The organism is Rossellomorea sp. NRS-1567 (assembly GCF_050467885.1).
In the GTDB taxonomy this organism is placed as follows: Bacteria; Bacillota; Bacilli; order Bacillales; family Bacillaceae_B; genus Rossellomorea; species Rossellomorea aquimaris_C.
Genome location: NZ_JBITPL010000016.1, coordinates 98,262 through 114,025, shown reverse-complemented (window position 1 = coordinate 114,025; position 15,764 = coordinate 98,262). Strand labels below are relative to the sequence as shown.

At 40.9% G+C, this 15,764-nt stretch carries 19 protein-coding genes; 6 read left to right on the top strand and 13 right to left on the bottom strand.

What is annotated here, in order from left to right; translation table 11 throughout:
* Nucleotides 1-8 precede the first annotated feature (8 nt).
* The 3 genes from ACIFOD_RS12005 to ACIFOD_RS11995 are packed head-to-tail and all read left to right on the top strand — an operon-like array spanning nt 9 to nt 2,913.
* On the top strand, nt 9-719 hold the full coding sequence (locus tag ACIFOD_RS12005) for a DapH/DapD/GlmU-related protein (RefSeq protein ID WP_430314868.1): 711 nt from the start codon (nt 9-11) through the stop codon (nt 717-719).
* A 51-nt stretch (nt 720-770) separates the two neighbouring features.
* Nucleotides 771-2,258, top strand: coding sequence for an O-antigen ligase family protein (locus tag ACIFOD_RS12000; protein WP_430314867.1), 1,488 nt, complete (start codon nt 771-773; stop codon nt 2,256-2,258).
* Nucleotides 2,236-2,913: a hypothetical protein gene (locus ACIFOD_RS11995; protein ID WP_430314866.1), complete on the top strand. Its 678-nt coding sequence runs from the start codon at nt 2,236-2,238 to the stop codon at nt 2,911-2,913. The genes ACIFOD_RS12000 and ACIFOD_RS11995 overlap by 23 nt, the downstream gene beginning before the upstream one ends.
* A 54-nt stretch (nt 2,914-2,967) precedes the next feature.
* On the opposite strand, the gene ACIFOD_RS11990 is transcribed toward ACIFOD_RS11995, so the two are convergent.
* Complete coding sequence (locus tag ACIFOD_RS11990; RefSeq protein ID WP_430314864.1) at nt 2,968-3,894, bottom strand: LCP family protein; 927 nt, start codon at nt 3,892-3,894, stop codon at nt 2,968-2,970.
* A 202-nt stretch (nt 3,895-4,096) separates the two neighbouring features.
* Nucleotides 4,097-4,741, bottom strand: coding sequence for a YigZ family protein (locus ACIFOD_RS11985; RefSeq protein WP_430314943.1), 645 nt, complete (start codon nt 4,739-4,741; stop codon nt 4,097-4,099).
* Between the two features lie 525 nt (nt 4,742-5,266).
* Here ACIFOD_RS11985 and ACIFOD_RS11980 point away from each other — a divergent pair.
* On the top strand, nt 5,267-6,409 hold the full coding sequence (locus ACIFOD_RS11980) for a sensor histidine kinase (RefSeq protein ID WP_430314942.1): 1,143 nt from the start codon (nt 5,267-5,269) through the stop codon (nt 6,407-6,409).
* Between the two features lie 30 nt (nt 6,410-6,439).
* Nucleotides 6,440-7,117 (top strand): response regulator, encoded by a 678-nt coding sequence (locus ACIFOD_RS11975; RefSeq protein ID WP_397552677.1) that lies wholly within the window; start codon nt 6,440-6,442, stop codon nt 7,115-7,117.
* Nucleotides 7,118-7,263: 146 nt separating this feature from the next.
* Here the strand turns inward: ACIFOD_RS11975 and treR are convergent, their stop codons facing one another.
* Entirely contained in the window at nt 7,264-7,986 is a 723-nt protein-coding gene (treR, locus tag ACIFOD_RS11970; RefSeq protein WP_430314862.1) for a trehalose operon repressor, read from the bottom strand.
* Between the two features lie 118 nt (nt 7,987-8,104).
* Here treR and ACIFOD_RS11965 point away from each other — a divergent pair, with 118 nt between their 5' ends.
* Entirely contained in the window at nt 8,105-8,710 is a 606-nt protein-coding gene (locus ACIFOD_RS11965; protein WP_430314860.1) for a hypothetical protein, read from the top strand.
* Between the two features lie 37 nt (nt 8,711-8,747).
* Here the strand turns inward: ACIFOD_RS11965 and ACIFOD_RS11960 are convergent, their stop codons facing one another.
* The 10 genes from ACIFOD_RS11960 to treC all read right to left on the bottom strand — a co-directional run bounded on the left by ACIFOD_RS11960 (nt 8,748) and on the right by treC (nt 15,457).
* Nucleotides 8,748-8,915 (bottom strand): Spo0E family sporulation regulatory protein-aspartic acid phosphatase, encoded by a 168-nt coding sequence (locus ACIFOD_RS11960; RefSeq protein WP_430314858.1) that lies wholly within the window; start codon nt 8,913-8,915, stop codon nt 8,748-8,750.
* A 75-nt stretch (nt 8,916-8,990) separates the two neighbouring features.
* Nucleotides 8,991-9,236, bottom strand: coding sequence for a hypothetical protein (locus tag ACIFOD_RS11955; protein ID WP_430314856.1), 246 nt, complete (start codon nt 9,234-9,236; stop codon nt 8,991-8,993).
* Between the two features lie 11 nt (nt 9,237-9,247).
* Nucleotides 9,248-9,631: a DUF4176 domain-containing protein gene (locus ACIFOD_RS11950; protein WP_430314854.1), complete on the bottom strand. Its 384-nt coding sequence runs from the start codon at nt 9,629-9,631 to the stop codon at nt 9,248-9,250.
* Complete coding sequence (locus ACIFOD_RS11945; protein WP_430314852.1) at nt 9,621-9,929, bottom strand: DUF4176 domain-containing protein; 309 nt, start codon at nt 9,927-9,929, stop codon at nt 9,621-9,623. The genes ACIFOD_RS11950 and ACIFOD_RS11945 overlap by 11 nt, the downstream gene beginning before the upstream one ends.
* Nucleotides 9,930-9,945: 16 nt before the next feature.
* Entirely contained in the window at nt 9,946-10,167 is a 222-nt protein-coding gene (locus ACIFOD_RS11940) for a hypothetical protein (RefSeq protein WP_430314851.1), read from the bottom strand.
* A 29-nt stretch (nt 10,168-10,196) separates the two neighbouring features.
* Nucleotides 10,197-10,442 carry a hypothetical protein gene (locus tag ACIFOD_RS11935; RefSeq protein ID WP_430314849.1) on the bottom strand — a complete coding sequence of 82 codons (246 nt, stop codon included), beginning with the start codon at nt 10,440-10,442 and terminating at the stop codon, nt 10,197-10,199.
* Between the two features lie 20 nt (nt 10,443-10,462).
* A complete protein-coding gene (locus tag ACIFOD_RS11930; RefSeq protein WP_430314848.1) occupies nt 10,463-11,932 on the bottom strand; it encodes a T7SS effector LXG polymorphic toxin in 1,470 nt (489 codons plus the stop codon).
* Nucleotides 11,933-11,948: 16 nt separating this feature from the next.
* Nucleotides 11,949-12,227: a DUF5344 family protein gene (locus ACIFOD_RS11925; protein ID WP_430314846.1), complete on the bottom strand. Its 279-nt coding sequence runs from the start codon at nt 12,225-12,227 to the stop codon at nt 11,949-11,951.
* Complete coding sequence (locus ACIFOD_RS11920; protein WP_430314845.1) at nt 12,224-12,589, bottom strand: YwqH-like family protein; 366 nt, start codon at nt 12,587-12,589, stop codon at nt 12,224-12,226. Before ACIFOD_RS11920 ends, ACIFOD_RS11925 begins: the two co-directional genes overlap by 4 nt.
* 1,182 nt (nt 12,590-13,771) lie before the next feature.
* Nucleotides 13,772-15,457 carry an alpha,alpha-phosphotrehalase gene (gene treC / locus ACIFOD_RS11915; protein WP_430314843.1) on the bottom strand — a complete coding sequence of 562 codons (1,686 nt, stop codon included), beginning with the start codon at nt 15,455-15,457 and terminating at the stop codon, nt 13,772-13,774.
* Between the last annotated feature and the right edge of the window lie 307 nt (nt 15,458-15,764).

Sequence of the window (15,764 nt, the reverse complement as noted above, 5' to 3'; positions counted from 1 at the left end):
GAATAATGATGAAACCTGTTAAAGTTGGACAAAATGTAGTGATTGAAGATGGTGTGGAATTTGGAGAGAATGTATCCATTGGACATAATGTCATCATTTACGCTGGAACCAAAATAGGGAAGAATGTCATGATCCAGGATAATGCAGTCATTGGGAAACAGCCAACCAGAGCGAAGAATTCCATTTTGCCTGAAGTGAAAAAACTGCCACCTGCAATCATTGGGGATGGAACTACCTTGGGAACATCATCAATCATTTATGCGAATGCCGAGTTGGGTGAAGAGGTATTCGTTGCAGACCTGGCGACTGTCAGAGAGAGAGTAACAATCGGTAAACAGACCATCGTCGGCCGCGGTGTATCTGTCGAAAATGACTGTACAGTAGGAGAAAAATGCAAACTGGAAACAAATTGCTATATTACGGCCTACTCAAATTTAGGCAATTATGTATTCGTCGCTCCTTATGTTGTTACAACCAATGATAATTACATGGCCCGCTCTAAAGAGAGATATGATAAATTCAAGGGTGTAACGGTCAAAGATGGTGGAAGAATCGGAGCGAATGCACTCATTCTTCCAGGGAAAGTCATACATGAAGATGGTACAGTAGCTGCAGGCAGTATCGTATCAAGAGATGTAGAACAAGAAACACTTGTTGTCGGGTCTCCTGCCAAGCCTCTCCGCAAGGTACCTGATGATCAACTATTAAGAAATCAATAAACTTTATTGGAGGCTGTTTCTGACAGCCTCTAATTATTAGGTGATGATCAAATGAATACATATGCTAAAACTAAATACCATGCTTCCTTTATAGGGGTTGCCATCATCCTCCTTCTGGCATACACAGTGGTGATGCTAAAGGGAATCGACCTTCAATTGCTATTTCTGGTCTCATTCACAGGAGTGATAGGGATCAGTGGATTGACTTTCATCTGGCAAAGATGGTGGAAAAAAGCCCATCGCTTCCATATCACAGTCAGTCTACTCATCCTCTCGTCTTTCATCGGGGCTGCTGTGCCAATCTATAAGATTGCAGGGTTCACCATTTATCCGTTCAGAATCTTATTAGCATGGAGTGTGTTCATGTTAATAGGTTTCATTTTTTATCAAAATAAATATATCGTTTCATCCCTTAAAGATTTGAAGGGGAATATTTTTACAAGTTATGGTGCACTATGGCTTTTCTTTGGCTTTTTCGCCCTATCTTGGTCAATCAGTCCCATGAACACAATTCAGGATATAATATTCCTGGCGAGTGGAGTATTCCTTATTTACCTTATTTTATTGGTCTATAAGAATGAAGAAGACTACAAGGAATTGTATTTCTATTGGATTATCATGTCACTGCTTCTTGTAGGTATTGGACTGATGAACCATTTCTTTCAAATACACCTTCCTATATCCAGAATAAATCAGGTTGCTCAATATCAGAAACATATCCCGACAGCGGTCTTTACGAATGAAAATGATTATGCAAGCTTCTTATCAATTGCAAGTTTCTTTTTTCTTTCCTTACTTAAGAATGGCAGAATCTTATTATATAAGCTGATAGGGTTAACCGGTATGCTCCTTTCCTTATACTTGATCGTTGTAGCTTCCTCCAGGGCAAATTATATTGCTGTTATGATAGGACTTATTGTATGGTTCTTATTCGTACTAAAACCTGCTCATCGCCTGAAGCTATCTGTGGCAGGATTTCTACTGATAGTACCAATCATCATCTTCTTTTGGGAAAAGGTATCAAGTGTTTTAGGATCCGTTGGAAAAGAATTGGCTACCCTCCTACCCACTGAAGGTACAACAGATTCTGTCAGTATAAGAGAGAATCTCCTCAAAAATGTTGGTGTTTTTTTAGAAAATTCTTTTGGCTTTGGAGTTGCTCCAGGAAATATCGAGTTATTTATGAAAGAATTTCAAGTATATGATACGTCAGGGGATTACAATGTCCATAACTGGTGGGCGGAAATCCTCATACACTATGGGCTAATCATTTTTGTAGGATATGTCCTCTTATTGCTATACTTGTTTGTTCAATTGATCAAAATAGTAAACACAAACCATGATCAAAACAGCCGATTTATGGGAGAAGCTTTAATATGCGGTCTGGGAGCTTTTACAATGGCCAGCATCAGTCCCAACTCCTTTATGGCCCTCCACTACAATTGGTTGTTCATTGGAGTATGTATAGGCTTTGTTTATATGAAAAAGAAAGGTGAAGATCATATTGTTAAAAAAGATGCTAGCATCAATCATCCATAGATTCAAAAAACTCTTTATTCTTCTTTGTATCATTCCAATTGTTACGGCTGGGATAGCTTTTTTTATGGAGATGGGGAAGGAGACTACTTATACTGCATCGACAAAGATTGAGTTGGGTAATTTTGAGAATCAGAAGCATACAAGTGCAAAGGTCATTAAAGACACATATCCTACTGAAGAAATGATAAAGAAGATAATAAAAGAAACTAATTTAAAATACTCTGTTGAAGAAGTTAAAAAAGGATTGAAAATTGAAGAAGAAGGCAGTAATACCATTTCATTCAAATACACCTCCGTTAATAAAAAGAAGGCTGAAGAAATTACAAATGCAATAACTGAATATTTTCTTAAAGTGTCAAATGAATTATATACCTCAAAAAAAGAAGCTATAGATAACAGTTTGAAAAATTTAGAAAAACTGAATGACTTAGATGACTCAAAGGCTATAGTAGACAGGGAAATATTTCTGAGTGAACAAACTATTACTAAATTAAATTTAAGGGGTAATAACTTATTAGAGCCAGTTTCTATCACTACGGACTACAACAATCCACTAAAAAAAGCAGTCTTCGGGTTCCTAGTAGGTATCATGCTAAGTCTATTCATCCTCCTAATTCCTGAACTGTTCAAGGAATATAGAGAAGAAAGAATATAAGTAAATAAAAGAGAAGGTATTTATCGTTTCAGATAAATACCTTCTCTTTCTTTGTTAATAAGATGTTTCTTCATCCTCAACATTTTCCTCCGTTTGTGGAGGTGAATATTGTAAGTGATCCTGTAATTCTTTAATGATTTCTTCAGTCTTTTCTTCATCAGGAATAAAGTAATACACACCACTATAATATTGGTCTGTACCTGCAAATTCGATTTGCTCTAAAGATGAAGGAGAGAAATCGTTATATTTTTGGATGAAAGCAAGTCCTTCTTTAATCTTCATATTGGTCTCTACATTATCTCCGACTTCCTTAGCGAGGTCGTCTACTTTTAAGAATGTTTTAGGAGACAATGTTTTATCGATAAGGCTTGTAACAATTTGTCTCTGTCTTTCATTTCGTCCAAAATCTCCACGTGGATCTTTTTTACGCATCCTTGCATAAACGAGAGCTTCTTCACCATTTAGCTTTTGTTTACCTTCTTTATAATAAAACTTGTCCCAATCTTTATTTATATCATAGAAATCGAATGGTACATCTACTGTCACTCCACCGACTTCATCAATTATATTTTTAAAACCATCAAAATTGACCGTTGCATAATAGTCAATGGGTATATCCAGAAAATCTTCTACCGTATCAATGACCAATTCTTTTCCACCGTAGGCATAAGAGTGGTTTATTTTATTTTCTTCATACCCTGGTATGTCTACTAGTGTATCACGGGGTATACTAACGAGTTTCATTGTTTGATCTTTAGGATTGAAGGTAGCGACCATAATCGTATCGGACCTGCCCTGATCGTACTCATCGGAATAATCTTCAACACCTAATAATAGGACAGAAAAAGGATCATTGGAAACATAAACCTGCTCATCGCGAAGCTTCGATTTGTCACCACGTTCGATTTCGGTATAAGTGTTGTCTAAAGCTGAATAGGATTTATAAGCCATGAAGCTTAAACCGGCTACAGTAAAAAGCATAAAGATACTTATGATGGCCAGTATCACTCTTCTTCTTCTTTTCCTGCGAATTTTTCTGTTGTGTCGGAGCCTTTCTTGATTGAAATCCTGCATATTTATATCATCCTTTTAATTTGATCCACTTGATAATTATAAACGATTACAAGAATGTTTGAAATGAAAAGTAGTATTAAGATTCATTTACGTTTATATTTTAGAGGTATTAAAGACCGGTATTACTATCTTGTTCTAAATACTCTACATTACCCTCATGAATGATTCCCTGCCCATTCGTAAGCTCCGTCATCCAATTCACAAACTGCTCCTTAGACGCTTCCTCCACATACACTTCAACCTCCACAGATTCCAGGTAGTGAATCTCTTTCAGTAGGTAATGAGAGGATCTCACCTCATTTTCAACCTTACCAAGCCATGTATAGTCGATTTTCGTCTTCATCACCCTCATAAGACTTCTTTCTACAATTCCAGTAGCGTTGAGGCCTTCTGACGTAGCACGTCCATACGCCCGGATCAGTCCGCCTGCACCAAGCTTGATTCCACCGAAATAACGTGTCACAACGACAACCGTGTCTTTGAGGTCACGTTTTTTTAATACTTCAAGCATCGGGACACCGGCTGTGCCACTTGGCTCCCCGTCGTCATTCGCTTTTTGAATCAAATTATTTTCACCAATCATATAGGCAGAGCAGTTATGATTGGCATCATGATGCTTCTTCTTGATAGAGGTGATGAATTCCTGTGCCTCTTCTTCGGTTTCAGCACGAGTCACATATGTGATGAATCTGGAACGTTCAATATTGATTTCGTGCTCTCCGTAACCCTTGACGGTATTATAGTGATGTAGCAAACTCATTTCTCCTTTCCCTCTTGTCGCAACTCACGACAAAATACGCTCTTTTCTCCTAATACTACTATATATAAAAATGAAGCATAATGCATAATTTGAGAACTCTGAGGGGTATTGTGTCAGGTAATAACTGGTTCTACATGAAATAATGGTAATACAATGTAATCAAACTTTAATCTCCGACAATATGTGACATGGTATAATGGACGCTGATAGTAATACTTCAGTTGTTCCAAAGCTCTGAAAGGGAAGCCGAATGGTCTAGATAATTCCCATTCATTCTCTTCTATTCCCGGAGCGAATGATCCCTTGGTAGAGGTATTACATAGGAATATGCCTAGATGAATAAAGGAGTTTTATGATTTTACATGGAATTGATAATAGGTAGATGAGTGGTAGGTCCATGGACATATTGAAATGGCTGAAACTCAAGCTGAATATGCCGATGATTACTATGTAAGTATAGCTTTACATGAAGCTTTATTCTGGGTTGACTACTATTGTGGAACAAAAGAGGGGTGTACCGTGTCACTTAAAAAAATAGACACCAAGATGTTAGATAGCATCCTGAAAAAGATGGTCGATACGGTTGACGAAAGTAAGGATGAAATCTTCCAGATTGGCGAGCAATGTCGAACTGATTATGAAGATTTGATGAAAGAACTGCTGGAAGTCAAAGAAATGGTCTTGAAAGTGATTGATGAAGGAGATCACCTCCAACAGAAATCGAAGTTTGCCCGACTCAGACTTTCTGAAGTAAGCAAGCATTTTCAAACCTATTCAGAAGATCAGGTAAGAGAAGCGTATGAAAAGGCTCATGACCTGCAAATGAAGCTATCCATGAATAGACAGCAAGAAAAGCAATTGAGAGACCGTCGGGATGAATTGGAAAGACGGTTACATGCACTCGGGGACACGATTGAACGGGCAGAAAATCTTTGCTCGCAAATATCCGTCGTTCTCAATTATTTAAATAGTGACTTAAGGCAAGTGAATGAGGCACTGGAGGATGCGAAGCAGCGTCAGGATTTCGGCCTTCAAATCATTGAGGCACAAGAGGACGAGCGGAAACGCTTATCCCGTGAGATTCATGATGGTCCTGCGCAAATGATGGCCAACGTCTTAATTCGTTCCGATCTGATCGAACGGGTTTTTCGTGAAAAAAGCACAGACGATGCCATCAAGGAAATACGCGACCTCAAACGGATGGTCCGCTCAGCCCTATACGAGGTTCGTCGCATCATTTACGACCTCAGACCAATGGCACTTGATGACCTGGGGTTAATTCCGACCCTCAAAAAATACTTGAGTACAATCGAAGAGTATAACCAGGAGACCTCGATTCAGTTTGTGAATATGGGACTCGATATCAGACTTCCTTCAAAATTCGAAGTCGCTCTTTTCCGATTAGTACAAGAAAGTGTTCAGAACGCACTTAAGCACGCTGAAGCATCACATATACAAGTTAAAGTAGAAGTAAAGAAAGACCAAATAACAGTTGTTGTCAAAGACAACGGCAAAGGATTCGACAAAGACAAACAAAAAACGGGATCCTTTGGCATCATGGGGATGAAAGAACGTGTCGACCTTCTTGAAGGGGACATCACGATTGACTCAAAAGTAGGAACAGGAACGGTCATACTGATCCAGGTTCCACTTAATAAGTAAATTTTTCCAAGGTTTAGGGAGGCGAAAGACATGGCAACAAATATTGTTATCATTGATGATCATCAGCTTTTCAGAGAGGGAGTAAAACGAATCCTCGAATTCGAACCTTCTTTCAACGTAGTAGCAGAAGGCGATGACGGTTCAGAAGCCATGAACCTAGTTGAAACACACGAACCAGATGTTGTCCTGATGGATATCAATATGCCGAAAACAAACGGCGTAGAAGCAACTCGTGAACTGATGGACAGATATCCGGATACGAAGGTCATCATCCTATCCATCCACGATGACGAAAACTATGTAAACCATGCGCTGAAAACAGGAGCACTTGGTTATCTATTAAAAGAGATGGACTCAGAGGCACTGGTTGATGCAGTGAAAATCGTTGCAGATGGCGGTTCCTACGTTCATCCGAAGGTAACACATAACCTGGTAGCAGAATACAAGCGCCTGGCAAACGCCCAAAATTCAGGTGGATTCCAACAATCCGAAGTTCGCCGCCCGCTTCACCTATTAACGCGCCGCGAGTGTGAAGTACTGCAGATGCTTGCTGACGGTAAGAGTAACCGAGGTATTGGTGAAGGACTGTACATCAGCGAAAAAACTGTTAAAAATCATGTAAGTAATATATTACAAAAGATGAATGTGAACGACCGGACCCAGGCAGTTGTGACTGCGATTAAGAACGGCTGGGTGGAAGTACGATAAGTACCGGTTAGCTAAATAGAGTATTGTTCATTTGTTGTTGAGAGAGCGGCCCTTCTTTGAGAAGGGCCGTTTTTTGATGTGTTTGATTGATTATTAAAACAGAGTATCACAAAAAATCCACTCCCCATCCAGGAAGTGGACTCACTCTAATGCTTTCTCCGTGCAAAATCAACAAACCGGAACATATCCAACCTGTGACGCGACTCCGTATACTCAAACAGCGTCGCATCCTTCAAGTGCACATAATTCTTCACGACAACCACATGATCATATTCATGTAAATCCAGGTGCTGCCGATCCTCATCCGTACACTCTTCCACAACAATCTCTTTTTTTGCAAAATCGATGGGAAGCTCCAGATCGCCCTCCAGATATTCATAAATCGAGTTCTCGCATATTTCTTTCGTCAACAAAGGGACTTGTTCTTTCAGAAAATAGGATTTGTCCAAAATAATTCTTTCCCCGCTGATTTGACGGGAGCGGACGACTTTCCACACTTCGGCGTTTGCAGAAGTCTCTAGCTGGGAAGCAACCTGGTCATCGGCACGCATCAGTCCAAACTCATGCACGGAGGTCTCAATCTGATTCCGACCCATGGAGGTCTGCAACTCTTTAAAGCTCACAAGCCCTGAAATCGGAAAGCTCATCCGCGACACATCGAGCACGAGGGACCCTTTTCCCCGCAGTTTTTGAATAAACCCTTTTTGGGCCAATAATGTAAGCGCTTTACGAATAGTCTCACGTGAAGTGGCGTAAATAACCGAGAGCTCGTTTTCCGATGGCAGAATCGAACCCGCTGTATAGGTACCATTTTGTATTTTTTCAGAGAGATCCTCGAAGATTTGTTTGTATTTATTGCTTTTCGTCATAATATCACCTGCTATTATTTTACCATAATTAATAGGAAGAAATGAGATTGAACTTGAGTGTTGTGAATATTTTCAATAGAATGGAGATAGCGCAAATTTTAGAAAAGGGTGAAGAGCATTGTCGAAACAGCATTGGAAGAAAATCATGTTGGGAATTGGCATGAGTACATTACTATTGGGTGCTTGTGGTGCAGACGAAGAGAAGAAGGAAGAGAACTCAAACAGTACGGAAGAGGTAAAGCCAAGTGAAGACCCGGCAACAGACGAAGCGGCATCTCTGAATCAAATGACACAAATCGTTGAGGATGCGAGCGAGCTGAAAGAAGCAGAGGGTATCCCGGAAGAAGAGAAAACGGCGATCAACGCAGCCTTTGATCAATATATCACGGCATTTAACGAAGAAGACTTTGAATTATACATGAGTGTCATCTCGAAGACACCGGTGAATTTCGAATACGCGGACGAAGAGCGCTATGTGAAACAGATATTTGACTCCGTCGACTCAAAGCGTACGGTTGAAAGCGTGAAGATCATCAATTACGCTGCCGGTAAAAAAGCAGATGTGTATGCTGATATTGAAGCGACGACGAAGGACCCGAACAGCGATAAGGAAGTGACGCGCTCAGGGAAGCAGGTAACCGTATTCCATAAGAAAGAAGATGGATGGAAGGTTGCGGCGATCTTCTTTTTGGCTAGTGAAGGGGAAGAGGAAGCGGCAGAATAAAAATGAAAGGCTGTGCTCGAGCGCAGCCTTTCATTTTTTATTTTTGATTCAATTGGTGGTATAGGTTAAATAGTTCATCAAGTTCCTGACTAAGTCTGACAGTGGCGGGATGTGAGAAACCGTGGTATTGTGCAAAATATTTTAGTTCCAGGCGTTTTGATTCCATTTCACGAGTGATGTTTTGAACTTTTGGCGTAGCGTTCATTGCAGGAACTCCTTTTTGCTTTATTATCCCACAGAAGGCTTTAAATGTTAACTTAATTATGTATATGGTTTACTATCATGCGCGCTGAGCTGAATCTTTCTTGAAAAATCTTGAACGCACCAGGAGTAAAACGATAGCAAAACTATAATTAACAACCGCAATGATCGCAAAAGCAGGAAATTGGTCAGGCATCGGATTGCCGGAAAGAAGGGCAGGACTGATGATCGCCAGTGGCAGTGTACCACTAATGAAGCCCATGATGTCGAATACAAGCAGTCCGACCCGGACAATTTTTCTAAGGGATGGATTGTCTGTGAACATCGATAAACCTCCTAGTAAGTGTTATCCTCGCGATCGGCTTCCTCACGAATTTTTTTATCTTCATCCGTTACATAGCCGTTATGTAGAACGTCTTCAATCATATTCCGGTTAAAGAAGACATTGTAGTCAGGGGAGATATTACCTTCAGGGTAAGGAACCCCAATATAGTCGAATTGTTTATTCGTACTTACTTGGATTTGGTTGTAGCCATAGATCATGACCGATTTATCTACTTTAGAGAGCTTGACAACAGTACCTATGGGGAGAAGTTTACTCGGATCCAGACTTTCTTCTTTAACTTCTTCCTGCTTTTTAGCTTCATCATTGGCTGACTGGCTACAGCCCATTAAGGTAAAGGTCATAAAAGTAAGGATCAATAGGAATTTAATTTTCATGGTTGGTTCCCTTCATACTTTTACTTTGTTCAATGTCTGATTCTACTTTTTTCCTCATCAGATCTTCGGCGGGTGATGTGAGACCTGGATGTATGATTTCTTCAATGATCTCTCGGTTAAAGAAGACATTGAATTCCTCTGACAGGTTCCCTTCAGGATAAGGGACAGCTATGTAATCGAATACCTTATCAGTCTTTTTTTGAATCTGGTGGCGGCCATAGATCATGACCGCTTTGTCTACACTTTTTAATTTGACTACTGTTCCGATTGGAAGCAACTTGCTTTTCTCATTAATCATCCGATATCCCTTCTTTCTAATGAATTTTTGAACGTATGAATAAGGAAATTCCGCAACTGGTAAAAGAAAATAAGGCTAAAATGATTATTGCAGGATACTGGGTTTGTAATTGGTCATCCCGAACTAACAAGAGGGTGACAATCGACAGTGAAACCGTACTACTAATCCCGATGAAAATGGCGAAAAACAGTAATGCAAAGCGGATGGCTTTTTTTAGTTTTGTTTTACTAGTAATCATTCTTTCATCCCGTTTCGTGCACTACGGTCTTATTCATGAGAAAGACGTTCCTTTTTGAAAAAAATGGCTCGAATAACGAGTGAAGCAGCACAACTTCCGTAAATGAGCAGTGCAATTATCATGATGGCTGGTAATTGAGATTGCAATTGATCTTGTGGTATTCCCCATGTTACCAGAACAATAAGGCTCACCGTTCCCATTAACCCGACAAAGATCGGATAGAATAGTAGAAGAAAACGGAATAGTTTTCTAGTTTTTTCTTTATTTGTAGGCATGGAATATCCTCCTGATGAAATTATTTTTTATCTTCTTCCAAACCACCTTTGAGTCCTATCCCGATCCCGTAAGCAGCATAAACTCCGGTTTCCATTCCAACGGACCCACTCACACCCATACTTCCTAATGATAAATCAACCGCGATATAAGGGTCATAATCGAATCCGAACCATTCTTCCAACGGTTCATAACCGAAGAAATTAAGAGGCTCCAGCTTCAATTCCGTTTTTGCAGCCGAGACTCCTACTCCTGCACTCGCTGTATAATTTTCAACGTTTGCCTTGGCATCTGCCTGCCCGAATGCCAAGTCCACTGCTAATGGAGAAGAGTCGTGGGAAAAGGTGGTTTTTGAGACGATTGCATCTGTTTTCAAGCCGATATTTTGACCGTATAAAAGGGCTTCGCCTGCAGATTTAAATGAGTAGGGAATGTCAGTATCCATCTGACCGTATAATACCTTTTGTTCGAGAAACGCCGGCACGTCATCCATATATTTCGTATCAACGACGGATCCGGATAAATCGAAGGACACGTTCCCTTCCGCATAATCATTTTTAAACAAAAGCTCAGCATTTCCCACACCATCTGAATTAAATTGATCTTCAACGCTTTTGTCTATGACAAATTCATCTTTTTCCGGGTAACATACCCCATACTCAGTCTGTGCAGTACCGACGCCAGATGTAGAAAGATCATCAGAATAAGAGAATAGTTGACTTGAAGAACTTTGGTTCCCTAACATCAACAATTGTCTCATGGAATCATACTCACTGGAAATGGTGAGTTTAGATAATAACAGGCTTTCAGCGCTCAACCGTTCCTCCAACGTATTCATGAATGGATGACGATGAAATGATTGATCAAGCTCAGTGCCAGAGTAATCTGCCACGCTGATCTTCCCGTTCTTAAACATTCCCTCTATGTCATAAATATAACGTTTCATCAGCTGAATGTCATGGTCCACAGTATCCAGGGCTTTGGTTTGGTCAGCGTCAAAAGAGGTTAAGTGTTCTATGGTTTGAGTGATTTCTTGTTGTGCCCTCTTCGTATCACCCAGAAATCGCTGGTCTTGAATGTGGGGGACGTGAACAATATCACTAATAGAGTTCAACGTTTCGTTTGTTTCGTCTACGAGGTCACAAGTGACGGTCTGGGATATGTTCAATCCATCGGTTAACTCTCCATCCAAAAAACTTTGACGAATCAACCCATTGGAATCGGACTCCAAATCAATGGAAGCTCCTTTAAGGCTTGACAGGGTCCTCTCATAGTTTTGAAGGGAAAGGGAGTAAAAGGTCAGGAAGGGGATGTGCATATCCTGATAAAAAGAACGGATGGCTTCCCCGCCTTTTCCGCTGAATGACTCCTGCAATCCAGTAAAGTTACCAACAGCCCGCTGGAGTTCAACGAGTTGTTTCTTCTGTGCTTCCACTTTGTTCAATAAATCTTCAATACCGCTATGTAACGATTGGTTATCAAGCATTTTCATGGTCCGTTTTCTCCCCCTAGCGTGACATGATGGAAGCCGAGATCGTGTGATCCACTTCTTTAAAGTCTTCAATGGCCTTGCTTGCAGATTGATTGTTTTCGGTTAATACGCTTTTATATACGTTTGCCACTTCCTCGAACAGTTGACTTAATTCATTCAATCTCCTGACAACGTCCAATTGGTTGGAGGAGGCGATGTCTTTGATGAGTGACGTTTCAAATGATTCAGAGGCAGCTTGTATGTCAACCAGTGCTTCATTGATATCGGAGAAACGCAGCTTAATATCCTGACTCACATTCCTTCCTCCCTTCTAAGTTCTCTCTCGATACGCTCTTCTTCGTTTGCGATACTTATTTCCAATGATTGAATCTGTGACCGGATAGAGGAGATTTTATCTTCAATGCTTATGATGGCAGTATCCATCTGGGTTTGAGAAATATCTTTATAGGAAAATAAAACATCGTCGCGGACTTCGATAAACTTTCTGGCTAATGTCCCCTGCCAAGTGGAAGAAGTGAGCTCAGGATTATTAATGCTCGTTTGATGCCGGAGAAACTCTCCCTGAAGCTGATTGACGGAAGAATAGGCATGCTTTAGTCGGATGAGCTGTTCTTTTTTTTCGTGAAGTTGTGAAGTTAAATAGGATAAATAGGACAAGTCTTTCATCCCCTTTTATATTCATTTTTTGTATATTCGATAAGGCATACGTAATATATGGTATCAAATGGAAGCGGGAGGGATAAATGGGTAATTTCACCTGAAAGAAATCATGTGAAAAGAGTAAGTCTTTTTGCATACTATATACCCATAATATGGTTGTTTACACCTCATTATTTAAAAAAACTATTTTTGAGCATTAGAAAAGAGTGGGATAAACCTAAAATACCACGACATAAAGACGAATAATTACAGTGTAGGTTCTTAATACCGCTAATGATCTTCTTGCAAGTAAAGAGAAAGAGTACATCATTATCTGTTGTTTAGGAAATCACAGCGGAAATGTTCTCACTACATGCAGGAACAAGGATTTAAAGTGGTGGACATGGGAGGGGGAGGCATGATGAACTGGGCTGGGGATACAGCAGAGAAGTAATAATTGGTTTTCTGGGGGAAGAAGGACTTCCTTCATTGGAAAAAGGTATGCTTTTTTCCTTTATTTGAAGTATTTTGTGTAACTAGGCAGTGGTGAAGCTGATTTGAATGCAATATTATGCCCGGCAAGCTGATTTAACGGCGAAATTTTCGTTTTAACGGCGATATACAGGATATAACGGCGAAATCTAAGATATAACGGCGATATTCAACATATAACGGCGAAATTCCAAAATCCTCGTCCAATCAACCGCTGGAACAAGCTGATAACAATAAACCAGGCTTTAACAAAACTATTAAATAAAGACGCTGGGATAAAACTAAAAAACCACGGTATAAAGACGAACAATAGAAGTGTGGGTTCTTAATACCGCTAATGATTTCCGTGCAAGACTACGCTTTCCGCGGGTAGCCCGTGAGCCTCCTCGGCAAGCCTGCGGGAAGAAAAGCGGAGGGGCTTTGTTCAGAGGCGGGTGGCATAAGGCGAAGCGTCCACGAAGGCGTTCTTTGCCTTCTTGGACGCTTTGACTTATGACATGTGCCTCTAAGCCCCGGAGCTGGACGGGTCTCACATAAGCTACTTTTCCCGCAGGAGTCTTCGTCTTGCACTCCAATCAACCGCTGGAAACAGCTAAAATCAAATGTTCCGAAAATTAATAATAAACCCGAACAAATCTGTCTTCTAGGAAGCAGACTTGTTCGGGTTTTACTTAGACTAAAACACTATTATCCCAGCTTCATTATCTCTTATTTATTAAAATGAAACACTAAAGACTCATAAGGACGTAACCTAATGTTCTTATAAACATTCGCCGTATCCTCGTAATTAGACAACAATACCTCACTCGACCAGCCTTCAACATCGACCTCATCAGGAAGAGTGAACTCCGTTTCATGGCCATAGAAGTTGTTAATCACAAGCAGTTTTTCCCCATCACCATTACGAACATAAGCGAAAATATCGGGGTGATCTTCCAAAATTAACTGATAGTCCCCATCCACAATGATGTCATATTCCTTACGAAGACGGTTCAGCTTCTGATAGTGATAAAAGACAGAGTTTTCGTCTTTCAACGCTTGTTCTGCATTGATTTCTTTATAATTCTTCGCCACAGGAATCCAAGGAGTACCGCTCGTGAATCCGGCATTTTCTTCACCATTCCACTGCACAGGCGTTCTTGAGTTATCACGTGACTTGTGACGCAGGATCTCTAAAATCTCTTCTTCGGATTTACCTTGTTCTTTTAAAATATTGAAGATGTTGATGGACTCAACATCACGATACTCATCGATGCTTGTGAATTTCGGATTCGTCATCCCGAACTCTTCACCTTGATAAATATAAGGAGTGCCCTGCATCATATGAATTGTTGTCGCGAGCATCTTCGCTGATTCGTTATGGTACTCACCGTCATTGCCGTAGCGGGACACGATGCGAGGCTGGTCATGGTTACACCAGAATAGGGCATTCCAGCCGCCACCTTTGTGCATTTCACGCTGCCAGGTAGAAAGGATGTCCTTCAGTTTAAGAAAATCAAAGTCAGCAATGGACCATTTCTCGCCATTAGGGTAATCCACTTTTAAATGGTGGAAGTTGAACGTCATGCTGAGCTCGTTCCGATCAGGGTGTGAATACTTGATACAATGATCGATCGTTGTTGAAGACATTTCTCCAACCGTCATGATGTCATATTGAGAGAAGACTTCCTTATTCATTTCCTGCATATAGTCGTGGACTTTGGGACCGTCTGTATAAAACTTGCGTCCGTCTCCAGGTGCGACCGATCCGTCGTCGTCAGGGAAGTCCTGATCCTTGGAGATAAGGTTGATTACATCTAAACGGAAGCCGTCGACGCCTTTTTTCAGCCAGAAGTGCATCATGTCATAAAGCTTCTGGCGGACCTCATCGTTCTCCCAGTTCAAGTCAGCCTGGGTCACGTCAAAGAGGTGAAGGTAGTACTGACCCGTTTCACCATCATATTGCCAGGCGTTGCCGCCGAACTTGGACTGCCAGTTTGTCGGCGCGGAACCATCCGGCTTGCCGTCCTTCCAAATATAGAAGTCACGGTACTCGTTATCCTTCGACTTACGGGACTCAATGAACCACTGATTCTCCGTGGATGTATGGTTGATCACGATGTCCATGATGATCTTGATCCCACGCTGGTGAGCATGTTCCAATAGCTCATCGAAATCTTCCATCGTCCCATACTCACCGTGGATATTGAAGTAATCGCTAATATCGTAACCGTTGTCGCGTTGAGGACTCTTATAAATAGGCGTCAACCACACCACATCAATCCCAAGCTCCTTCAAATAATCCAACTTCGCCGTAATCCCTTTAATATCCCCAACGCCATTCCCCGACGTATCATAAAAACTCTTCGGATAAATCTGATACACAACCGACTTCTTCCACCAAGGTTGCTTCATATCTAAAACACCATCCTAGTTAAATTTTGAGGGACGGACCTCAATCGATTTCACTTACACACCATCATGGCCGTCAAACATGATTCATCTGCGATTTTGCTATCATAAGGTCCGTCCCTGCATCACGGAAGAGGGACGGACCTCCAACACATATTCCTCTAATTTTCAACCCATGAGACCGGACACTCCGCACCACTGCAAGCTTTGTGGAGGTCCGTCCCTAAACAAAAGGGAGACAACCATCCATTACACACAACCTGAACAGGTTTGTGGCTAGAATTGATTTGTCCCCCTTAGTTTAACTTGT

What these genes read in the sequence shown, in the direction of transcription:
- ACIFOD_RS12005 (WP_430314868.1), top strand. Translation starts at nt 9, where the DNA reads ATGAAACCTGTTAAAGTTGGACAAAATGTAGTGATTGAAGATGGTGTG.
- ACIFOD_RS12000 (WP_430314867.1), top strand. Translation starts at nt 771, where the DNA reads ATGAATACATATGCTAAAACTAAATACCATGCTTCCTTTATAGGGGTT.
- ACIFOD_RS11995 (WP_430314866.1), top strand. Translation starts at nt 2,236, where the DNA reads ATGCTAGCATCAATCATCCATAGATTCAAAAAACTCTTTATTCTTCTT.
- ACIFOD_RS11990 (WP_430314864.1), bottom strand. Translation starts at nt 3,894, where the DNA reads ATGCTTTTTACTGTAGCCGGTTTAAGCTTCATGGCTTATAAATCCTAT.
- ACIFOD_RS11975 (WP_397552677.1), top strand. Translation starts at nt 6,440, where the DNA reads ATGGCAACAAATATTGTTATCATTGATGATCATCAGCTTTTCAGAGAG.
- treR (WP_430314862.1), bottom strand. Translation starts at nt 7,986, where the DNA reads ATGACGAAAAGCAATAAATACAAACAAATCTTCGAGGATCTCTCTGAA.
- ACIFOD_RS11960 (WP_430314858.1), bottom strand. Translation starts at nt 8,915, where the DNA reads ATGAACGCTACGCCAAAAGTTCAAAACATCACTCGTGAAATGGAATCA.
- ACIFOD_RS11955 (WP_430314856.1), bottom strand. Translation starts at nt 9,236, where the DNA reads ATGTTCACAGACAATCCATCCCTTAGAAAAATTGTCCGGGTCGGACTG.
- ACIFOD_RS11950 (WP_430314854.1), bottom strand. Translation starts at nt 9,631, where the DNA reads ATGAAAATTAAATTCCTATTGATCCTTACTTTTATGACCTTTACCTTA.
- ACIFOD_RS11945 (WP_430314852.1), bottom strand. Translation starts at nt 9,929, where the DNA reads ATGATTAATGAGAAAAGCAAGTTGCTTCCAATCGGAACAGTAGTCAAA.
- ACIFOD_RS11940 (WP_430314851.1), bottom strand. Translation starts at nt 10,167, where the DNA reads ATGATTACTAGTAAAACAAAACTAAAAAAAGCCATCCGCTTTGCATTA.
- ACIFOD_RS11935 (WP_430314849.1), bottom strand. Translation starts at nt 10,442, where the DNA reads ATGCCTACAAATAAAGAAAAAACTAGAAAACTATTCCGTTTTCTTCTA.
- ACIFOD_RS11930 (WP_430314848.1), bottom strand. Translation starts at nt 11,932, where the DNA reads ATGAAAATGCTTGATAACCAATCGTTACATAGCGGTATTGAAGATTTA.
- treC (WP_430314843.1), bottom strand. Translation starts at nt 15,457, where the DNA reads ATGAAGCAACCTTGGTGGAAGAAGTCGGTTGTGTATCAGATTTATCCG.